The following is a 16,886-nucleotide window of genomic DNA, read 5'->3' as shown; positions in this document are numbered from 1 at the left end:
TTACCGATCCCGCGGCAGCGCCTGCGCCTCGTCGCGCCGGCAGAGCGCCCCGCAATGATAGGTCGCAAGCCGGGTCGCGAACGCCGGGCCGACCGACAACAGCGACTTCCGCACAATGCTTTTGGCGAGCCCCCTCACCCGCGACGAATGGAACGCGTGAACCGGCAGGCTGTGGTCATAGGTGCCGAAGCCCGTGACATGGAGCCCCGCCGTCTCCAGCACCAGGCGGAACGTGTCGGGCGTGTAGAAATTGATATGGCCGATGTCGAGCGTCGATTGCAACGCCCGGCGATTGGTCCGCGCATGCAGCTCGCACGGCACCTCGACATAGACGAAGGTCCGCGCGACCCGGGCGAGCTCGTGCAGGAATGCGCGCGGTTCGGGCACGTGCTCCAGGACGTGGCTGGCATAGACGAGGTCGAACGATCCGTCGGCGAACGGGATCGTCGCGCCGTCATAGCTGGACCAGCGAAACGGGGCTGAAGCGGCGCCGCCGATCTCCAGGTTGGTCGCGGGATCGATCACGTCGATGCCGGTGAAGTCACGGCCGATGCCGATCGCCGACAGCCGCGCCAGCACGGCGCCGGTGCCGCAGCCGACCTCGAGCACATTGCCGACCTTCGCGACGGCTGCGCCGAGCAAGCCGGCGATATGATCGGCCTTGTCGACCGCGCAGACGCGGCGCCAGTCGCGTTCCTGCGCCGAATAGAGGCCCTCGTAGTGCGCGTTGTGCTGTCCGACGCTGAATTCCATCGTCATGGCCTAGCACTCGCCTCCGGCGGCATTCGGGCAGGCTCGTCGAGGCGGTCGTTCGATTTGTGCTGCCAAATGCGCCGTTCCGCCGGCGAGCGGCTGTCGAGATCGTATCCAATGTCGGCCATGGTGCGGGTCAGGATATCGACGTTCCGTTGCGGGACAGCTGCGAGGCCGGCCAGCAGCTTGTCACGGTGCGCCCAGCCCGGTCCCTTCAGGAGATCGATTGCCTCGGTGTACAGTTCGGTCTTCACGAGACGCGCGAACTCGGCGACCACGTCGGACGAAAGGTCAGACGGCAGCGCGTCGAACATTGCGAGCGCCATCGCGCTGCGCTTGACCACGATCCAGCCCTCATTGGGTCCGAGCCGGTACGACATCCGCAGCAGTTCGAAATTGGCGTCGCTCAAGCCCTGCCGTATATTACGAAGCCAGAACAGCACGAGCCAAAGATAGGGATCGGCCGGCGCGCAGCCGAGCGATTTGCGGACCGCTTCGTCAAGCTCGCCCATCCGGGCGTCGACCTGCGCGCCGGATGCGAGCGCGTTCTCGGCGAGCCGCAGCCGGATCACCGCCACGCTGCGATCGATGGCCGGCATGCAATCCTTCTCCGCCACGGCGCGCGACAGCAGCGGACCGAGGTCGTCGAGCTCGGCGTCGCTGACCGGTACGTTGCGAAGGATCAGGTCCTTTGCGCCGTCGAGCCGGGTCTGGTCGACAAGGGCCGGCAAGGTGGTCGCGCCCCAGGCGACGGACGAGCACGCGACCGCGGCCAGCACGCCGCGCGCAAGCCAGGCGGCTGCGCGCCCGGGCATCCCGCCGTGCGTCTCACTCGGTGTAGCCATATCGCCCATAATGCGAGTTGTAGTAGTAGTTCTTGCCGCCGTAGCCGCCATAGCGGCTCATCGCGGCAATATCGGCCTTGTTGAGCACGACGCCGAGCAGGTTCTCGTTGACCGCTCGCGCACTGCGCAACGCGCGCTCGACCACCTGCACCTGGGTCTTGCCCCATTCAACGATGAAGACGAAGGAATCGACGAAGTGGGCGGTGATGCGGACATCGACCACCGGCGTGAGCGGCGGGAAATCGACGATCACGTAGTCATAATGGCTGCGGGCCCCGTCGATGAAATCCCTCATCTGGTCGGAGGCCAGTACGTCGTGCGAATGGGCGATGCGCGATCGCGTGGCGCCAGGCAGGAAGGCGAGGCCCGTCTCAGGATCGCGCCATAGCGTGTCCTGCAATGTCGCATTGTTCGACAGCACGTCGAGGATGCCGCGCTCGGCAGTCGCGGCGACCTTGCGGCTGAGCGAGGGATTGCGCAGATCGCAATCGATCAGGAGCACGCGGGCCCCGCTCTGGGCAACCAGTTGCGCAAATACGAAGGCCAGCGTCGACTTGCCCTCGTTGGGCAGCGCCGAGGTCAGGCCGAGGATCTTTGACGGCTTGGTGACGTTGAGGTCGGCATTGACCTTGATCGAGCGGATCGCTTCCGAGAACCGTGAGAATGGCGAATCGATCGCCGCCCACAGCACCGGCTCGTCGCCGCGCCGGATCGTGCGCGGACCGATCGGCAGATTGGGACGACCGGCGACCGGCGCCTTGATCTGGCCCGGCGAGACGCGGGGAACGATGGCGACGCAGTCGGCCTCGAGGATCGTCTCGACCATTTCAGCGGTGCGGAACACCCGGTCATAGAGGTCGCGCAACACGCCGAGCCCGAGCCCGGCGATCAGGCCGCCGAGCGCCGAGAGCGCGAGCACGACCAAGGTTTGCGGATGGCTCTTGCTGAGCGGACGCGAGGCACGGGTGATCACCCGCGCCTCGCTGACCGGGAACGACTGCTGCTGCACGTTTTCCATGTAGCGCTGCAGGAAATTGTCGTAGAGCGAGCGATAGGTCTGCGCCGAGCTCTCGAGCTCGCGCAGCGTGACCTGCGCCTGGTTGGTCGACTGCGACTGCGACACCGAGTCATTCACGGCGCGCTCGATCTCGTTTTGGCGCTGCAGGGCGATCGCATAGTCGCTCTTGTAGCTTTCGGCGAGCCGCTTCAGCTCGTCCACAATCGACGACTGGATCTCGCGCATCTGGTTGCGCAGGTTGACGGCGGCCAAGTGATTGTAGCCGTAGCGCGACGACCAGTCGGCCTCGCGGTTGGCCAGCTCGAGATATTGCGAGCGCAGCTTGGTGATGACCTGATTGTTCAGGGTATCGGCCACCGTCGCATCGGGGACGCCCCCCTTCACCACCGCCTCGATGCGGTCGAGCTTGGCCTTGGCGTCGGTGACCTGCGACTTCACGTGGAGCAGCTGGGTGTTGAGCTCGCCGAGCTGCTGCTCGTTGAGCAGCTTGCCGCTGGAGGTGACGATGTTGTTGGTCTTCTTGTAGTCGAGCACCGCGCGCTCGGCGTTGGATGCCTGCGTGCGCAGCTCCTGGATGCGGTCCTGCAGCCAGACGCTGGCGCGACGCGTCGCCTGATACTTGGAATCGAGCTGGTCGACGATGTAGGCGTCGGCGACGGCGTTGGCGATCTGCGCCGCGCGCTCGGGATCGAGCGAGCGGAAGCTGACCTCGATCACATAGGTCATGCCGCGGCGGCGGACATCGAGCTGCTTCTGGAACGTGCGGACCGCGCGCCGGGTCCGGTCGAACTCGGTGGGCGGCGCACCGCCGGCGAGCAGGCCGGACACGAAATCGAGCACGGCTCCTACCGCGCCGGCCCGCGAGCCGACGAATTCCGGATCCTCGTTGAGCTTGAGGTCGCGGATCACCGCGAGCGCCACATTCTCCGACTTCAGGATTTCGACCTGGCTCTCGACCGCGGCGGAATCGACCGGGGCCTCGCTCACCGGCGATTGCTGCTGGAAGGCCTGGAATTTGCGCGTGTCGATGATCATCGTGGCAAGCGCCGTATAGCTCGGCGCCGCCGTCATCAGATAGCAGATGCCGCCGAACAGGCAGAGCGCGGCGGTCCCGAGGATGACCCAGTATTGCCGGAGCAGATAGGTGACGAAGGCGTCGAAGGTTTCCGCCAGCGACGGCAGTTCGGCCGGACGATTTCTCAGATCGACAGACGGCGAAATCTGGTTGCGCTGAAGCATTTCGTCCTATCGCCGCGCCGGCAGGATGGATCCTGCCCTCGCGCCCTCCAATGATCCTGGGAAGCGTCCCGCCGCCGACACCGAAGCGCGTTGCTGCAGAAAGTTCTCCATTGGCGATCGGACGTCCGCTCAGGGGGTGACTGTCGAAATGAGGGTGGTGCCGGTGCCCGTGGCCGTACCGGTCGTCGTGCTGCCAGAACTGCTGACCGACGAGGTGAAGCTGAAGATGCCGGTGTTCACGCTGTTGCCGTCGATGGCCTCGAGCGTGCCGCCGCCGGCGCCGCTGGCGACCAGCGCGCTGGTCTGGCCGCCGGATGCACCGGCGCTGCCCGCGCCGCCGGCGCCGGTTGCGGCGGTGCCGCTGTCACCCGACGCAGCGGCAAACGCCATCACGGTGTCGAGATCCTTGGTGTCGGCAATCGCCTGCTGGATGCGCGTCGCGTAGGGCTGGTTGCTGCGGACCACGATGCGCGCGGCCTGGGCGAGGCCGGCGGCGATCGCCGTCTTCTGGTCCTTGCTTGCCTTGGCGAGCAGCGCAATCAACGGATCGAGCGATGTCGGATCGTTGAGGGCGAAGTCGCGCGCCCGCGAGGTCAATTCTACGCCCGCATTCGGATATTGGGTCAGCAGTTGCTCCGGGCTGGCCTTGAAATTGGCGACCGCCTGGGACAGTTGGATCAGCCCGCCAGGAGTTTCCGCCAGCGCCGCGCCACCGGGCATCGCGAGCGCCAACATCACCACCAACATCGTCAGGCGCGGAGCGGAAAAGCCGCCGGATCGCTCAAATGTGAACACAGCCATCTCCCTAACGAATACTAACAGTTCGTTAGCATAGTCACAGTTATCGCGCCAATTAAATAGCCTCGCCAGCCGCGGCCGGGCGTTGGCGCGCGAAATCAGCGTTAACCGGCCGCCCGACCGTCACACGGGCGTCACGGTCGGAGCCGCCGCCGCCCCTGCCCGAGCGGAAGGATTGCGACAGGCCCGCCCCGAGCAAGGCCGCGATTACAACGGCATATCCGGTGATCTGGAGCGAGAAATCGATCAACGAATGAAGCGCGCCGGCGGCCGACGCGCAGAGCGCCGCGAGCGGCACGATCACGTCGCGGCGACGTGTCCGCACGCCATGCGCGAGCACGCCGAACGCTGCGAGCAGCGCGATCATGGCGGCACCGGCCATTAACATTCCGCCGTCGGACGCCAGTTCGAGCCAGCTGTTATGCGCCCGGTTCCAGGTCCCGCGCAGCGAGATGTCGTCGGTGCGATAGGCCGGATAGACCCATTCGAAGGTCCCGAAACCGTCGCCGAGCCACGGGTGATCCCAGATCATCCGCAACGTTGCGCGATAGGTCGAGAACCGTCCCTCGTCCGACAGGCCCATCGTGCTGAAGCGCGCGCCGACACCGCCGCCGAGAAGCTGCATCAGTGCCAGCGCGACCAGGCTGCCGACGCCGAGCGCCACGATCATGCCGTAGCGGTGCGGCACGCGGTTGCGAAAGAAGATCGCGGCAACTGCGACCGCAGCGAGCAGCGAGATCCCGACGCCGCCGCGCGAGCCGGTCAGAAACATCGCCAGCAGGCAAGTGAGCCAGCCGAACGCATGGCCGGCGAGCCGGCGCCGCGCCGGCATATCGAGGCGCGCGATCAGCCGTGACAGGCCGGCACGGCGCGGCGGCCAATGCCGCTCGATCAGTTCGCAGCCGAACAACAGCCAGATCAGCGCGCAGCAACCGTAATAGATGCCGGCCGTGTTGCGATTGACGAAGGGAGATGTCAGCCACGCCAGGTGCGCCTGCTTCTCGTGCAGCAGGTAGATCCGGGTGGGATCGATCGCGAAAGTGATGATGCCGCAGATCGCATAGACCAGGCCCGCCGCGGCCACCGCCCGCAACAACCCGCGCGCCAGTCTACGGTTGGCACCGAGCACGACTCCGATGGCGAAGCTCAGCAGGCAAACGATCCCGACGCCGATCGAATAGAACGGCTGACCGCGCGCGATCGACACGGCCGGCGGCAGCTCGGCAGGCAGCAATTTGCCGGCCTGCGCCCACAACGCGTTCGGCGCCACACCCGACCAGGGCCGGACGGCCGACTGTTCGTGCAGCACCAGCATGGCAAGCGCCGTCAACAGCACGGTCACGGCGAGGATCGCGAGCTGACTGCCGCGCAGGCGCATCGGCAACACCCCGAGCAGTGCAATCCCGAGCAGGATCGACCAGATCGCGGGCGCAACTGTACCGACCGAGCCGAGTGGCAGCGGCGCCAAAGCGACGACGGCGCAGAACAGCCACGATGACCAGCGCACCGGCCACGGCATCGCCTCGCTTGAGCCGGAAGCTAATCGCAAACGTGTCATGAAGCCGGCCGTGCCGGCTCACGCCCCAGTATCAGGGCGCAAGCTTGATCGAATTACGAAGTAAGGTTGCGTTGTAGGCGGCCACGATCGGATCGTTCGCCGTTGCGGTCACGAGGCGGATCTGCTGCATCACCTTGGCGTCCTCGACGGATGCCGCGTTCGACGCATAGAGCACGTCCTTGTTGCGCAACTGGAAACGCGTAGCCAGGAAATAACCGGCCGGATCGCGGAAATTGATGTTGTAGACGACCGGGATGATCGGCCCTGAATATTTGCTGACGTCGACGCCAAGCTTGGCGGCCACTTCCGGCAATTCGCCGCGATAGACGAACACCGAGGCCGGATCGGCCGAGGAGTCGTTCAGGCCGCCCGCCTTGGCGACGGCTTCGGCGAGCGAGATGCGCCAGGCCTCGAAATTGAACTGGCCCTGCGCGCCCGAGGCGCCGAAGGCGACGAAGGTCTGCGGCTCGCGGTAGACATAAATGGTGTCACCGGGATGAGCGTAGATGTTGCTCTTGGGCTCGTAGACCAGCTGGCCGAACGGCACCGTGGTGCGCTTGCCGTCGCGCTCGAGCATGACCCATGTGTCAAAACCCTGCCCTTTCGGGCCGCCGGCGCGCGTGATGGCGTCGAGCACGTGCTCACCCGCGGCGTTGGCGGGGAAGCGATTCGGCGAATTGACCTCGCCGAGCACGGAGATCAGCGAGGTGCGCTGCTCGATCAGGGCGACCACGGCCTGCGGCTCGATCGCGCGGTTCTTCAGCGCATCGACGATCGAGCGCTGCACTTCGGTCGGCGTGCGGTTCTTGGCGCGGATCGCGCCGGCATAGGGCACCGAGATGTTGCCGTCGGTATCGACGTTCTGGTTCGGCAACGTGATGTAGTTGCCGGGACGCACGCCGGCCTCGACCGGAATGAACAGACCGCCGGCGGCGGCCTCGAAGATCGTGACGCTGACGACGTCGCCGATGCCGAAGCGGATGTCCTTCGGCGGCGGGCCCTGGATGCCGCCGGCGAGCTGCGGCGCGAATGATGCCAGCACATTCTCGATCTGCGGTGTGATCCTGACCATCGCATAGGGCAGGCTTTCAGGATCGCGCTGCCCGGCCACGACATCGGAGCTCGTCGGACCGTTGGTCGGCATGTAATGGCAACCGCTGACACAACAGGCGGCCGCAAGCAATAACATTACCCGAATGAAATTCGCACGCGACATTTAAATACTCCGGCCGTGCCGTAACACGCCGACTATCACAATCACAAGGTTACGCGATATATTGCGATGCAATTGATAAATAATGTTAACGAGGTGAGGCAATTCGGCGACACCGGCGCACCGCGGTGAGACAATGCCCCGCGCGCCGTCACTCCGGCTTTGCTTTCGTCCAATCTCCCCGTTATCTGTGAATGAGATGGTTTGAGTTAACCAATTGAGGGTTCGATGGCCCGCAGGAAGCTACCCGCGATCGCGTTGGGAATGGTCGCCTTGCCGCTGATAGACGCCCTCGGCGGCTCCGCCGTTTCTGCCGCAGAACTAAGCGTTTCCCCAGCGCCGCGCACCGTGCAACGGGTCAGCGGCAATTGTCAGCGGCTGCAATATTGTCGTGGCGACGTCTGCCAGTGGAAGCGGGTCTGCTGGCACGGCTGTCCCGATCGCTACTCTTGCGCGCCGCTCTACGGCGCCTATGGACCGTATGGCGGCCGCGATTATTGGGCTGCCTATAGTTACGGCGATCTGCGCCCGTTCTGAATGTTAATCGACTAACAAAACCACAGGCCATTCGAGCGCCGGCCGGCACCGCGCCGGCGGCTCTGCGACGTGCGGGTTAACCCCGGCTTAGGCCCGGCCCGATATCTTGGGGGCGCAGGGTTTGGTTATGTTATTTGTTTTCCTTGGCAATTTGATCGGCGGCACCGTTCTCGGGCTGCGCCAGCACTGTCTGGTGCTGGCGCCGGTGGCGCTCGCGGAACTCGCGCTTCTGGCCGCCATCGGAGTCGCGCGCCTGTCGTGGTCGGAAACCGCGCTGCTCATGATCGCTGCGATCGTAGCGCTGCAAGTCGGATATCTGGCAAGCACCTTCGCGCCGCTGTTCTGGTCTCGCACCTCGACGCCACGTCTCGCCCTGCGCCGTTCGCAATAGCAGGGCATAACACTGCCCCCTTTTGGCGTGCCCGATTTCCGTTGACGTCGCGGCAGGCCCGGGGCATCCCGCTGCCTTGCGTCTCATCCTCTGCAGGACCTCCCCCTCTCGTGTGGAACGTCACGGCCTTCATCTGCATCTTGATCGGGACGTCGCTTCCGCTCGATCTCATCGACGCATCGCTCGCGAAGGGTCTCGTCGGCGCGGCGACGTCGCTCGGGCTGCTCGCAAGCCTCGTGGCGATCCGTCCAGGCGAGCTGTCGTTCCTGAAGTCGGTCGTCGGCCCCGCTGTTGCGGCGGCGCTTCTGCCGGTGCTCTGGATCGTCCTGCAGATGCTTCCCCTGGCGGCCCTGGCGCATCCGGTGTGGAAGTTCGCCGGCGAAACGCTGGGAGCACAGCTCAGCGGCAGTATCACGATCGACACCGGCGCAAGCCTCGGCGCGCTGCTGATCTGGCTGTCACTCATGTCGGTCATGATCACCGCCGCCGCGATCGCGATCGACGCCCGCCGCGCCGATATGGTGGCCCGCACCATTGCAGCAACGGCGGCCGTCGCAGCCCTGATCCTGCTGCTATCAAGCGATCCGGTCAAAATCTGGCCTGGCGCTGCGCGCGATGAGACGGCAAACGGATTCCTGGTCGTCGTTCTCGTTGGCGTTCCGCTCAGTGTTGCGCGCGCGCTCGACGTCGGTGGACACGCCGATGGCCGCACCGCGGCCCAATTGACACGGCTGCGCTGGCTGCTCGCCGCCGGCGCGCTGCTCTGCGCCGCCAGCGCCTGCTGGGTTGGGCGGCGCGGCGCCGCGATCGCGATCGCCGCGGGCATCGCCCTCGTCCTGATGACCTTCGCCGCGCGGAAACTTCATCTGCACCGCTGGAGCAGCGCTGCTGCTGCGACAGCGATCGCGCTGATCGCCCTGGCGACGGCGATCGGCAACCGTCATCCCGACGTACCGCTTGCGGTCGCCTTTGTTCATGCACCGTCCGAGTTCGTGCAATCGACCCACAATCTGCTCGCCGACCTGCCCGCGCTCGGCAGCGGCGCCGGCACCACGGCAACACTGGCGTCGACCTATATGGACTGGCAGGGCGCCACCACGCGCCCCGTGGTTGCGACGAGCGCGGCGGCGTTGATCGCCCAGTTCGGTTCCGCCATGTTCTGGACTTTAGTCGCGGCTATCATCGTCGGCATCACAGCGTTCACGGCCGGTGCGCGCAATCGCGGCCGCGACTGGTCCTACCCTGCATCGGCAGCAGCCGTCCTGCTGACGCTGCTGCTAGCCAGCTTCACCTTGCCGGAATTGCCGGCGCTGCCCGGAGTGATCGTGTTGGGAGCCGTGATCGGAACAGGACTGGCACAGCGGATCAGCCGTTCACAGTTGCAGGCGGGCTAGACGCCAGATGCGCAGCTTCCTCCAGCGTCTTGTCGGCCAGACCGGCGATCTCGAACATGAGGGCGACGAGACCTGCATCTACGCCGTCGGCGATATCCACGGTCATGCCGACCTGCTGCACGAGATCTGCGCCCGCATCGATGCCGACATCCGTCGGTTCCGGCCGGCGCGACCGATCCAGGTGTTCCTCGGCGACTATATCGATCGCGGACCGGATTCGCGCGATGTCATCGCCATGCTCGATCAACGCCGCCGCAGCTGCAGCATGGTCTGCCTGCTCGGCAATCACGAGGCCTGCCTGCTGGAGTTTCTCGTCAATCCCGACATGCTCGCGCAATGGCGGCAGTTCGGCGGCTTGCAAACGCTGATGTCCTACGGACTGACGCCCTCGCCCAATCCCGACGCTTCCGAACGCAGGGCGCTCGCCCGGCAATTGATCCGCCAGATGCCGCCCGCCCACCTCGCCTTCCTGCGCTCGCTGCCGCTCTGTTATGTGCACAAACGCTACTTCTTCGTCCATGCCGGCGTCAGGCCTGGTGTCGCACTCAACCAACAGCGCAAGGAGGATTTGCTCTGGATCCGCGACGACTTCCTGATCTCGGAAGATGATTTCGGCAAGGTCGTGGTCCACGGCCATACGCCGGTGCATGAGGCCGAGCTGCTGCGCAACCGCATCAATGTCGACACCGGCGCCTATGCGACCGGCCGCCTGACCTGCGTCAAGCTCGAGGGAGCCCGACGAACCCTGCTGATGACCGGCAACCGGGCCGTGCGCCATGGCTAATGCGATGGCGAACACGATGACTGACGCGATCGGCCGGAATGCGAGGCGCCTCTCGCCGGCCTTCGTGCCGGCGGCCGCTGCGATCGGCGCGGCGACGCTGGCCTTGTCGGTCTGGTGGCTTGCCGCCGATGCATTGCGCGGCAGACCGGCGATCGCCGCAGAGGTCGGCATGGTCCGAGGCGAGCTGTGGCTGCGCGACGGCTGGAGCCAATTGCAGACGTCACCGGAGGCGGCCGAGGCCGCGTTCACGCGCGCGCTTCGCCTGTCGCCGATGGACGCCGGCGCCTGGTTCGGCCTCGCCTCGGCAACCGGACGGTTCGACTGGCTGAACCCGACCGCGTCGAAGGCGCTCAAGATGTCCTACTATACCGGCTTCAACCGCAGCGACCTGATCGCGCCGCGCCTGATCCTTCTGGCGCAGGTCGACACCACGCGCGATGTCGAATTGGTCGACCTGCTGCAGCGGCAGATCCGCCTGATCCTCACGCGGGCGCCGGAGCTGAAGGGCGCGATCGGGCAGGCCTATCGCGTGGCTGGCGACGCCAACCGGCGCATCATCGAGGCGGAGTTCAAGGACGCCAACCAGAGCATTCCGCAGTAAGGCGCGCGCGCCTGGCGCCCAGGTGCCCAGCCGTCAGATACCCTTGTGGCGCAACACCGCGCCGACGGTGCGCAGCAGGATGCGCAGGTCGAGCACGAAGCTCCAGCTCTTGATGTAGATGAGGTCGTGCGCCACGCGCAGCTGCATGTCCTCGATCGCCGGGGTTGCGCCGCGCAGCCCCTGCACCTGCGCGAGACCGGTGATGCCGGGCTTGACGTGCTGGCGCTCTGCATAGCTCGCGATCAGCTTCGAATATTTGTCGTCATGCGCCAGCGCGTGCGGCCGCGGCCCGACCAGCGACATGTCGCCGCGCAATACGTTCACCAGCTGCGGCAACTCGTCGATGCTGCGGCGACGCAGCGTCGCGCCGATTCCGGTCAGCCGCGGATCGTTCGGGCGGGCCTGCGTGATGACATCGCCATCCTCGAGCACGTGCATCGAGCGGAATTTGAGAATGGTGAATTGCTTGCCGTCGAAGCCGTTACGGCGCTGCCGGAACAGGATCGGCCCCCTGGAGTCGAGCTTGATCGCAACCGCCGTTCCAATCAGCAGCGGTGCGAACAGCACCAGGAGGCCGCTGGACGCCACGATGTCGAACAGCCGCTTGCCGGCGCGCTCGAGCGAAGAAAGCGGCGCGCGCTGCATTTCCAGCGTCGGGATCGGGCCGGTCGCCACCATCCGCAGCGCCAGGAACCGCTCCGCGGTCCGGTCCGGCAGCAGCCGCACCGGCAGCGGCGATGCCCGCAGCTGATCGCACACGAACTGGATGCGCGGCTCCTGCTGCCAGGGCATGGCCAGGACGATCTCGTCGGCGCCGCACTCGCGGGCTGCACGAATGGCTGACGCGACGGCGGCCCGGTCGTCGGCGTCGTCGGACGGTCCGGGGAGCTGAACCCGTCGCACCTCGCTGAGGCCGAAATCGCGCAGCAGGCTCGCTTGCCGCACCCGGGACAATTCGTCCGCCATCCCGACCACGACCGCGCGCCGCGTGGCCAGCATGCCGCGGTCGATCGCGCGTTGCAGCGGCGCCTGCAGCAGCATCCGTCCGCCGACCAGCCCGAGGCCGCCGATCAGGCCAAATGACAGCACCGATCCGCGCGAAACGCCGGAACCCACCTTCAAGAGGAAGATGATCAGGGTCATCAGCAGAACGACCAGCAGCCATCCGCCGAGCAGGCTGCTCCAGCGCCGGTCGAGACCGGCCAGCACCTGCGCATTGTTGAGGCCCTGCGACTTCGCCACGAACATGTGAAGGATGGCGGCGAGGACCCCGATCCCTAGAAAACCCTCGAAGCTGTTGCTATAAACCGTGTGGTAGTAAAAGAGGTGATAGGCCGCGCCGCCAACGATGCTGGACAGCACGACGATTATCATCTCGAACGCGACGGCAAACGCCTCGAGGGAGGCGAAAGCGAACGAGAAGGCGCCGAAGTTAACCGGTACCTTCGCCAATCGAGCGTCCGAAAGGTCGGTCATCGGGAATTAACATTCGTGTTAACAATTCATATGTGTATTATCAGGCAGGTCGTGAGCTCGCAAGACCTGCTGCTAATATCGGATAGAGAGCGCGCATGAGTTCATCGGCTGGCGAAACCGAGGCCGCGCTGGTGGCCCTCCTCCATCTCATCCGCCTGATGGGCGCCGAGCTCGTCGCGGGCCAGCACCGCGACGACGTCGAGGTGCTGGTCAAGGCGATCGAGACAAAGCTGCGCGCGGCCCGCTTCCCGGCCGACATGCCGAATGAGGACATCGTCAGGGGTCTGGACCTTGCACAGGCCAGACTGCGTCCGATCTTCGAAGAGCTGCGCGCAAGGTCGGAGAAGGCACATCTGAGCGACCAGCTGCTGCTGGCTCCCAGGCCTTCACGCATCCACTAACGGATAGCTTACGTCAGCTTTGGGCTTCACCACGGCGGGGCAAGCCGCTCCCGCCGCCGGACCTGAGCGCAAGCTTTTCCTCGATCTTCATTTTCTCGAGCAGCAAGTCGGTCACGATCCGGCGCAGCCGTTCATTTTCCAGCCGTAATTCATCAATACGGTTATGGACAGGGGGGATCCCATCTCGATCATCGGTGCGAGCGGCGAATTCGGTAACAGTACCATTCGCCTGATGGCCACGTGCGGCCTCCTGCTTGCGCCAGCGATGAAATGTCATCACGCTAACGCCCAGCACCTTGCACGCTTGAGCCTGGGACTGCCCCCGCGCCATGAGCTCCTCGGCCTGTTTGACCTTGGAACTGATCTCCTCAGTAGAATGACGCCTCATTGGTCATCTCATTGCCCCCTAGATTAGCAATCATCGCATGGCCTATAAGCTATGTAAATGCAACAGGAAATTCAAATTGAGGGTTTCCCGGGGGCCTTTCGGGAGCCTCGAACTTGCCGGTCGGCAGCAACACATAGTGCGAAGAAACGCCGAAGCTGCAAGGTATTGACTGGAATATACGGGGAATATTCCTCCGCTGAAAGGGCCCGATAAAAAAAGTTATACGACTTTCTGTGTATGAGAGTTTGATCGGGATAACTGGCGCACTGTTTGCATTCTCAAACGGGAAGCAAATGAGAATATTCAATCGGTCTCTCGACAGATTGTGAGTGCGCCATGCCTCGCCGCGATAATCGCCCCATCGGTCAAGCGCAACTTTCACAAATTTCTAACAAATTAATCCCGCGACTTTCGCGTCCGGCCGCTTGCGGGCGTACACGCCCAGCAGTAGTTACTAGGACGTTAGGCGTCATGAGGGTTTCAACATATTTGAGGATTATTTTAACGAGACCTAACGCTCATATCTCGATCCACGAATTATCAATTAAGCGCTTTCCCACCCGAGGCCATCAGGCGGAACCACGTCCGCCCGATAATCCGCGAACCATTCTGTGCTGACGCTTGTCGGAGCCAGTCTCTGATCAACTTTTTTGCGAGGATCGACACCATGGCGCGTCTCAAGGTCTTCGAGGGGAACCAACCCGCGTCAAGCGAGGCGGCCGACATCCTGGAACGCCTCGTCGCAGAGAATTGCGAGCTCCGGCATACCGCGGTCGAACTGGTCTTGCAGAATTGGATCCTGCGCGAGCGTCTGTCCGATGTCGGGGCACGCAAGTCCGTGCCGCTGGAGCACTGACCGCCCCCACCCTCACGACCGTCCGCAGCAACGTCCGCCAGCTCGCCTAAACGAGCATTGGGCCAGCGCATCATTCAATTTAAAATTGAAATGTCCGCAACTGCAGACGCGCCAGCATGCTCGCCGGCTTGGCGAGGATGTGGCCGCATATTCTGCCGATGAGAAAGAGGCTGACGGACTTCAGCTGTGAACCCGGCGCAGCGCGACGCGCGGGGTATTCTGCTCACGAGACATGCCGAACGAACGCGACGAGCCCGGGCGTTCCTGGATTTCACGTAACTCAGCGATATCAAGCATCAGCGCAACGACTTCGTTGCGCAGCGATTGATTGGTCGCGAGCAACGCCTCTTCGATCGGCTGATGCAAATGTTGAACTTTGTGCTGCTTCATGGCGCGCCCTCGCTCTGCGGTTAAGGGTATGAGCGATGTGATTGAAGTTTCGATGACAGGGTTATTCCGCGCACATGGAAGGCGGTTAATGGGGCAGGTTTGCGACCAACATGGCTCCGAGTTAAATTTTCTCAATCAGGTTCCACAACCTGATCGCGAAGCGCTCGATCGGCGGCCTTTGATGTGTCGTACGGATGAGTTGGCAGCGGCAGCGATAAGGCGCGCGGCTGGACAACGCGGCTCGATGTGGGTCAGAAGCTCTACCAAGCGCATGATATTGCTTGGTGATCGTTGATGGCTGCCGTGTCGTGCAACCGAACGCGCATTGTCCGGCTATCACAATGTCGCCGTGTTACAGCGATCGCGCTTCAAGGGACGCGCTCAGGTGCACACAAGATATTCCACCAAAGCTGCTCCGTAGACGCAAAATCTGCTGCTGCTACGTCCATCAAGGATCGCAGAGTGTTTCGACCGGTTGCGAATATTGAAGCGACTGACGGGTCCTGAAGCGCTCGAGCAATCCAGCGAAATGAATTCAACGCTGGACATCGGATCAAGCGCGATTTCGCCTCCGCCGGACCCAGCCGCGCTAACGCTATTCTAATTAAAATGAGCGGGACCGAAGCGTCCGGCTTGAACAGAGGGAGCGAACGCCTTTCGCGCGCCTGTCGCTGCATTCGCACGCGCTTGCACAGTCCCCACGAACAGCAGCGACAGCGAAGATTCGCCATAAGCATTGCTAATTCGCCACGCGTCGCGATCGCGCGCTATTTCGATTTAGGAGGCGTATCGTCGTCCATCCTGCCACCATTGGCGACGCACTTGTTGAAATAGTCCCGCTGGGCTTTGGCACCGCCCCGCGCGCTCCCGGAAGCGGGATTGCCGGGCTGTAGCGGCGGAAATGCCTTCGCCACCAAGGCATCGCAGGCGCGCGCCACCTGCACGTCGATCGCATGCGCCGGAGCCATTGCGCTGGAGATCATGATCACGGCTAAGGCGATCGCAAAACCCGAGATAACTCGCATTGCCACACTCCGTTCCAAACTGAATCAGTTTTTTTCTCGAGCCCGGATTCGCAAGGAGCGCACTAGAGCATGATCCGGAAAAGTGCGAAGCGGTTTTCCGTCGCGACAAACGCCGATCGCGTTTGCGCGAAGATCAGCTCTGACCGCGAGCTGGAACGCGACGACGATTCTCGCGGCGCTTAGTTCCGATCGACGTCGTGATAGGCCCGATACCAGGCGACAAACCTGGCAATGCCATCCTCGATCCGCGTCTGCGGGCGGAAGCCGATTTCACGCTCCAGGTCGGAGACGTCGGCCGACGTCTCCAGTACATCTCCCGGTTGCATCGGCAGCAACTGCTTTTCGGCCTGCCGCCCCAAGCCCTGCTCGAGCAGCGCCACCACATGCATCAGTTCTTCCGGCCTGCTGTTGCCGATATTGTAGACCCGCCACGGCGCCCGGCTCGAACCCGGATCGGGATGCGCTCCCGACCAGTTGACATCGCTCTCCGGCGCGCGGCCGATCAACCGCACCATCGCCTCGACCACGTCGTCGACATAGGTGAAGTCGCGCCGCATGTTGCCGTTGTTGAACAGCTGGATCGGCTTGCCCGTGGTGATCGCGTCGGCGAACGCATAGAGCGCCATGTCCGGCCGATACCACGTCCCATACACGGTGAAAAACCGCAGCCCGGTCGCCGGTACGCGATAGAGATGGCTATAGGAATGGGCGATCAGCTCGTTGGCCTTCTTGGTCGCGGCGTACAGGCTGACGGGATGGTCGACATTGTCGTGGACCGAAAACGGCAGCTTGGTGTTGGCGCCATAGACCGACGATGAGGACGCAAACAACAGGTGCTTGCACGCGGTGTGCCGGCAGCCCTCGAGGACGTTGAGGAAGCCCTCCAGATTGGAATCCGCATAGGCGTGCGGGTTCTGCAGGGAATAACGCACGCCGGCCTGCGCGGCGAGATGTACCACGATCTCGAAGCGATAACGCTCGAACAGCGCCTTCATGCCGGCTCGGTCGGCGAGGTCGAGCTCCACGAAGGTGAAGCCACGGTGCTGCTTGAGCAGATCGAGGCGCGCGCGCTTGAGCGCCGGGTCGTAATAGTCGTTCAGATTGTCGATGCCGATGACCGGCTGCCCTGCCCGCAGCAGATGCTCCACCAGATGGAAGCCGATGAAGCCGGCGCAGCCCGTGACCAGTAGATTGCCTGCGATCACCACGTCTTGCCTGT

General features: G+C 64.0%; 18 protein-coding genes. 7 read left to right on the top strand and 11 right to left on the bottom strand.

Annotated elements, in window-relative coordinates:
• The 6 genes from QA639_RS16130 to QA639_RS16105 all read right to left on the bottom strand — a co-directional run bounded on the left by QA639_RS16130 (window position 1) and on the right by QA639_RS16105 (window position 7,355).
• Complete coding sequence (locus QA639_RS16130) at window positions 1-759, bottom strand: class I SAM-dependent methyltransferase (RefSeq protein WP_050387071.1); 759 nt, start codon at window positions 757-759, stop codon at window positions 1-3.
• Window positions 756-1,568 (bottom strand): hypothetical protein, encoded by an 813-nt coding sequence (locus QA639_RS16125; protein ID WP_283090212.1) that lies wholly within the window; start codon window positions 1,566-1,568, stop codon window positions 756-758. The genes QA639_RS16130 and QA639_RS16125 overlap by 4 nt, the downstream gene beginning before the upstream one ends.
• 13 nt (window positions 1,569-1,581) lie before the next feature.
• Window positions 1,582-3,855: a polysaccharide biosynthesis tyrosine autokinase gene (locus tag QA639_RS16120; protein WP_283090211.1), complete on the bottom strand. Its 2,274-nt coding sequence runs from the start codon at window positions 3,853-3,855 to the stop codon at window positions 1,582-1,584.
• A gap of 129 nt (window positions 3,856-3,984) precedes the next feature.
• A complete protein-coding gene (locus tag QA639_RS16115; protein WP_244482553.1) occupies window positions 3,985-4,650 on the bottom strand; it encodes a hypothetical protein in 666 nt (221 codons plus the stop codon).
• Between the two features lie 58 nt (window positions 4,651-4,708).
• On the bottom strand, window positions 4,709-6,211 hold the full coding sequence (locus tag QA639_RS16110; RefSeq protein ID WP_283090210.1) for an O-antigen ligase family protein: 1,503 nt from the start codon (window positions 6,209-6,211) through the stop codon (window positions 4,709-4,711).
• A 31-nt stretch (window positions 6,212-6,242) separates the two neighbouring features.
• The gene (locus tag QA639_RS16105) at window positions 6,243-7,355 is read right to left on the bottom strand and encodes a polysaccharide biosynthesis/export family protein (protein ID WP_283090209.1); all 1,113 of its coding nucleotides are present in this window, start codon (window positions 7,353-7,355) and stop codon (window positions 6,243-6,245) included.
• 297 nt (window positions 7,356-7,652) lie between these two features.
• Here QA639_RS16105 and QA639_RS16100 point away from each other — a divergent pair, with 297 nt between their 5' ends.
• The 5 genes from QA639_RS16100 to QA639_RS16080 all read left to right on the top strand — a co-directional run bounded on the left by QA639_RS16100 (window position 7,653) and on the right by QA639_RS16080 (window position 11,131).
• A complete protein-coding gene (locus QA639_RS16100; RefSeq protein WP_152977856.1) occupies window positions 7,653-7,961 on the top strand; it encodes a hypothetical protein in 309 nt (102 codons plus the stop codon).
• A 106-nt stretch (window positions 7,962-8,067) separates the two neighbouring features.
• Complete coding sequence (locus QA639_RS16095; RefSeq protein WP_160321813.1) at window positions 8,068-8,352, top strand: hypothetical protein; 285 nt, start codon at window positions 8,068-8,070, stop codon at window positions 8,350-8,352.
• 110 nt (window positions 8,353-8,462) lie between these two features.
• Window positions 8,463-9,746, top strand: coding sequence for a hypothetical protein (locus QA639_RS16090; RefSeq protein WP_283090208.1), 1,284 nt, complete (start codon window positions 8,463-8,465; stop codon window positions 9,744-9,746).
• Window positions 9,747-9,753: 7 nt separating this feature from the next.
• Window positions 9,754-10,530 carry a metallophosphoesterase family protein gene (locus QA639_RS16085; RefSeq protein ID WP_283090207.1) on the top strand — a complete coding sequence of 259 codons (777 nt, stop codon included), beginning with the start codon at window positions 9,754-9,756 and terminating at the stop codon, window positions 10,528-10,530.
• 16 nt (window positions 10,531-10,546) lie between these two features.
• On the top strand, window positions 10,547-11,131 hold the full coding sequence (locus QA639_RS16080; RefSeq protein WP_157347381.1) for a hypothetical protein: 585 nt from the start codon (window positions 10,547-10,549) through the stop codon (window positions 11,129-11,131).
• A gap of 33 nt (window positions 11,132-11,164) precedes the next feature.
• Here the strand turns inward: QA639_RS16080 and QA639_RS16075 are convergent, their stop codons facing one another.
• Complete coding sequence (locus QA639_RS16075; protein ID WP_283090206.1) at window positions 11,165-12,607, bottom strand: exopolysaccharide biosynthesis polyprenyl glycosylphosphotransferase; 1,443 nt, start codon at window positions 12,605-12,607, stop codon at window positions 11,165-11,167.
• Window positions 12,608-12,702: 95 nt separating this feature from the next.
• Between QA639_RS16075 and QA639_RS16070 the strand changes: the two genes are divergently transcribed.
• On the top strand, window positions 12,703-13,008 hold the full coding sequence (locus QA639_RS16070) for a hypothetical protein (RefSeq protein ID WP_050387077.1): 306 nt from the start codon (window positions 12,703-12,705) through the stop codon (window positions 13,006-13,008).
• 13 nt (window positions 13,009-13,021) lie between these two features.
• On the opposite strand, the gene QA639_RS16065 is transcribed toward QA639_RS16070, so the two are convergent.
• Window positions 13,022-13,396, bottom strand: coding sequence for a helix-turn-helix domain-containing protein (locus QA639_RS16065; protein WP_018270679.1), 375 nt, complete (start codon window positions 13,394-13,396; stop codon window positions 13,022-13,024).
• 667 nt (window positions 13,397-14,063) lie between these two features.
• Between QA639_RS16065 and QA639_RS16060 the strand changes: the two genes are divergently transcribed.
• Window positions 14,064-14,252, top strand: a complete 189-nt coding sequence (locus tag QA639_RS16060) for a hypothetical protein (RefSeq protein WP_028331611.1) — start codon at window positions 14,064-14,066, stop codon at window positions 14,250-14,252.
• Window positions 14,253-14,432: 180 nt separating this feature from the next.
• Here QA639_RS16060 and QA639_RS16055 read toward each other — a convergent pair whose 3' ends face one another.
• The 3 genes from QA639_RS16055 to QA639_RS16045 form a co-directional block, all read right to left on the bottom strand.
• Entirely contained in the window at window positions 14,433-14,642 is a 210-nt protein-coding gene (locus QA639_RS16055; protein WP_016841790.1) for a hypothetical protein, read from the bottom strand.
• A gap of 767 nt (window positions 14,643-15,409) precedes the next feature.
• Complete coding sequence (locus tag QA639_RS16050; RefSeq protein ID WP_050387174.1) at window positions 15,410-15,625, bottom strand: hypothetical protein; 216 nt, start codon at window positions 15,623-15,625, stop codon at window positions 15,410-15,412.
• Window positions 15,626-15,846: 221 nt separating this feature from the next.
• Complete coding sequence (locus QA639_RS16045; RefSeq protein ID WP_410712161.1) at window positions 15,847-16,875, bottom strand: NAD-dependent epimerase; 1,029 nt, start codon at window positions 16,873-16,875, stop codon at window positions 15,847-15,849.
• Window positions 16,876-16,886: the final 11 nt, after the last annotated feature.

It is taken from the genome of Bradyrhizobium pachyrhizi (assembly GCF_029714545.1).
GTDB lineage: Bacteria > Pseudomonadota > Alphaproteobacteria > Rhizobiales > Xanthobacteraceae > Bradyrhizobium > Bradyrhizobium pachyrhizi.
This window is presented reverse-complemented; position numbering and strand designations above follow the sequence as displayed.

Excerpts from the sequence above, each read along its gene's own strand:
- QA639_RS16125 (WP_283090212.1), bottom strand. The coding sequence starts at position 1,568 with ATGCCCGGGCGCGCAGCCGCCTGGCTTGCGCGCGGCGTGCTGGCCGCG.
- QA639_RS16075 (WP_283090206.1), bottom strand. The coding sequence starts at position 12,607 with ATGACCGACCTTTCGGACGCTCGATTGGCGAAGGTACCGGTTAACTTC.
- QA639_RS16050 (WP_050387174.1), bottom strand. The coding sequence starts at position 15,625 with ATGATCTCCAGCGCAATGGCTCCGGCGCATGCGATCGACGTGCAGGTG.
- QA639_RS16060 (WP_028331611.1), top strand. The coding sequence starts at position 14,064 with ATGGCGCGTCTCAAGGTCTTCGAGGGGAACCAACCCGCGTCAAGCGAG.
- QA639_RS16065 (WP_018270679.1), bottom strand. The coding sequence starts at position 13,396 with ATGAGGCGTCATTCTACTGAGGAGATCAGTTCCAAGGTCAAACAGGCC.
- QA639_RS16085 (WP_283090207.1), top strand. The coding sequence starts at position 9,754 with ATGCGCAGCTTCCTCCAGCGTCTTGTCGGCCAGACCGGCGATCTCGAA.
- QA639_RS16110 (WP_283090210.1), bottom strand. The coding sequence starts at position 6,211 with ATGACACGTTTGCGATTAGCTTCCGGCTCAAGCGAGGCGATGCCGTGG.
- QA639_RS16100 (WP_152977856.1), top strand. The coding sequence starts at position 7,653 with ATGGCCCGCAGGAAGCTACCCGCGATCGCGTTGGGAATGGTCGCCTTG.
- QA639_RS16105 (WP_283090209.1), bottom strand. The coding sequence starts at position 7,355 with ATGCCGACCAACGGTCCGACGAGCTCCGATGTCGTGGCCGGGCAGCGC.
- QA639_RS16120 (WP_283090211.1), bottom strand. The coding sequence starts at position 3,855 with ATGCTTCAGCGCAACCAGATTTCGCCGTCTGTCGATCTGAGAAATCGT.
- QA639_RS16130 (WP_050387071.1), bottom strand. The coding sequence starts at position 759 with ATGACGATGGAATTCAGCGTCGGACAGCACAACGCGCACTACGAGGGC.
- QA639_RS16080 (WP_157347381.1), top strand. The coding sequence starts at position 10,547 with ATGACTGACGCGATCGGCCGGAATGCGAGGCGCCTCTCGCCGGCCTTC.
- QA639_RS16055 (WP_016841790.1), bottom strand. The coding sequence starts at position 14,642 with ATGAAGCAGCACAAAGTTCAACATTTGCATCAGCCGATCGAAGAGGCG.
- QA639_RS16070 (WP_050387077.1), top strand. The coding sequence starts at position 12,703 with ATGAGTTCATCGGCTGGCGAAACCGAGGCCGCGCTGGTGGCCCTCCTC.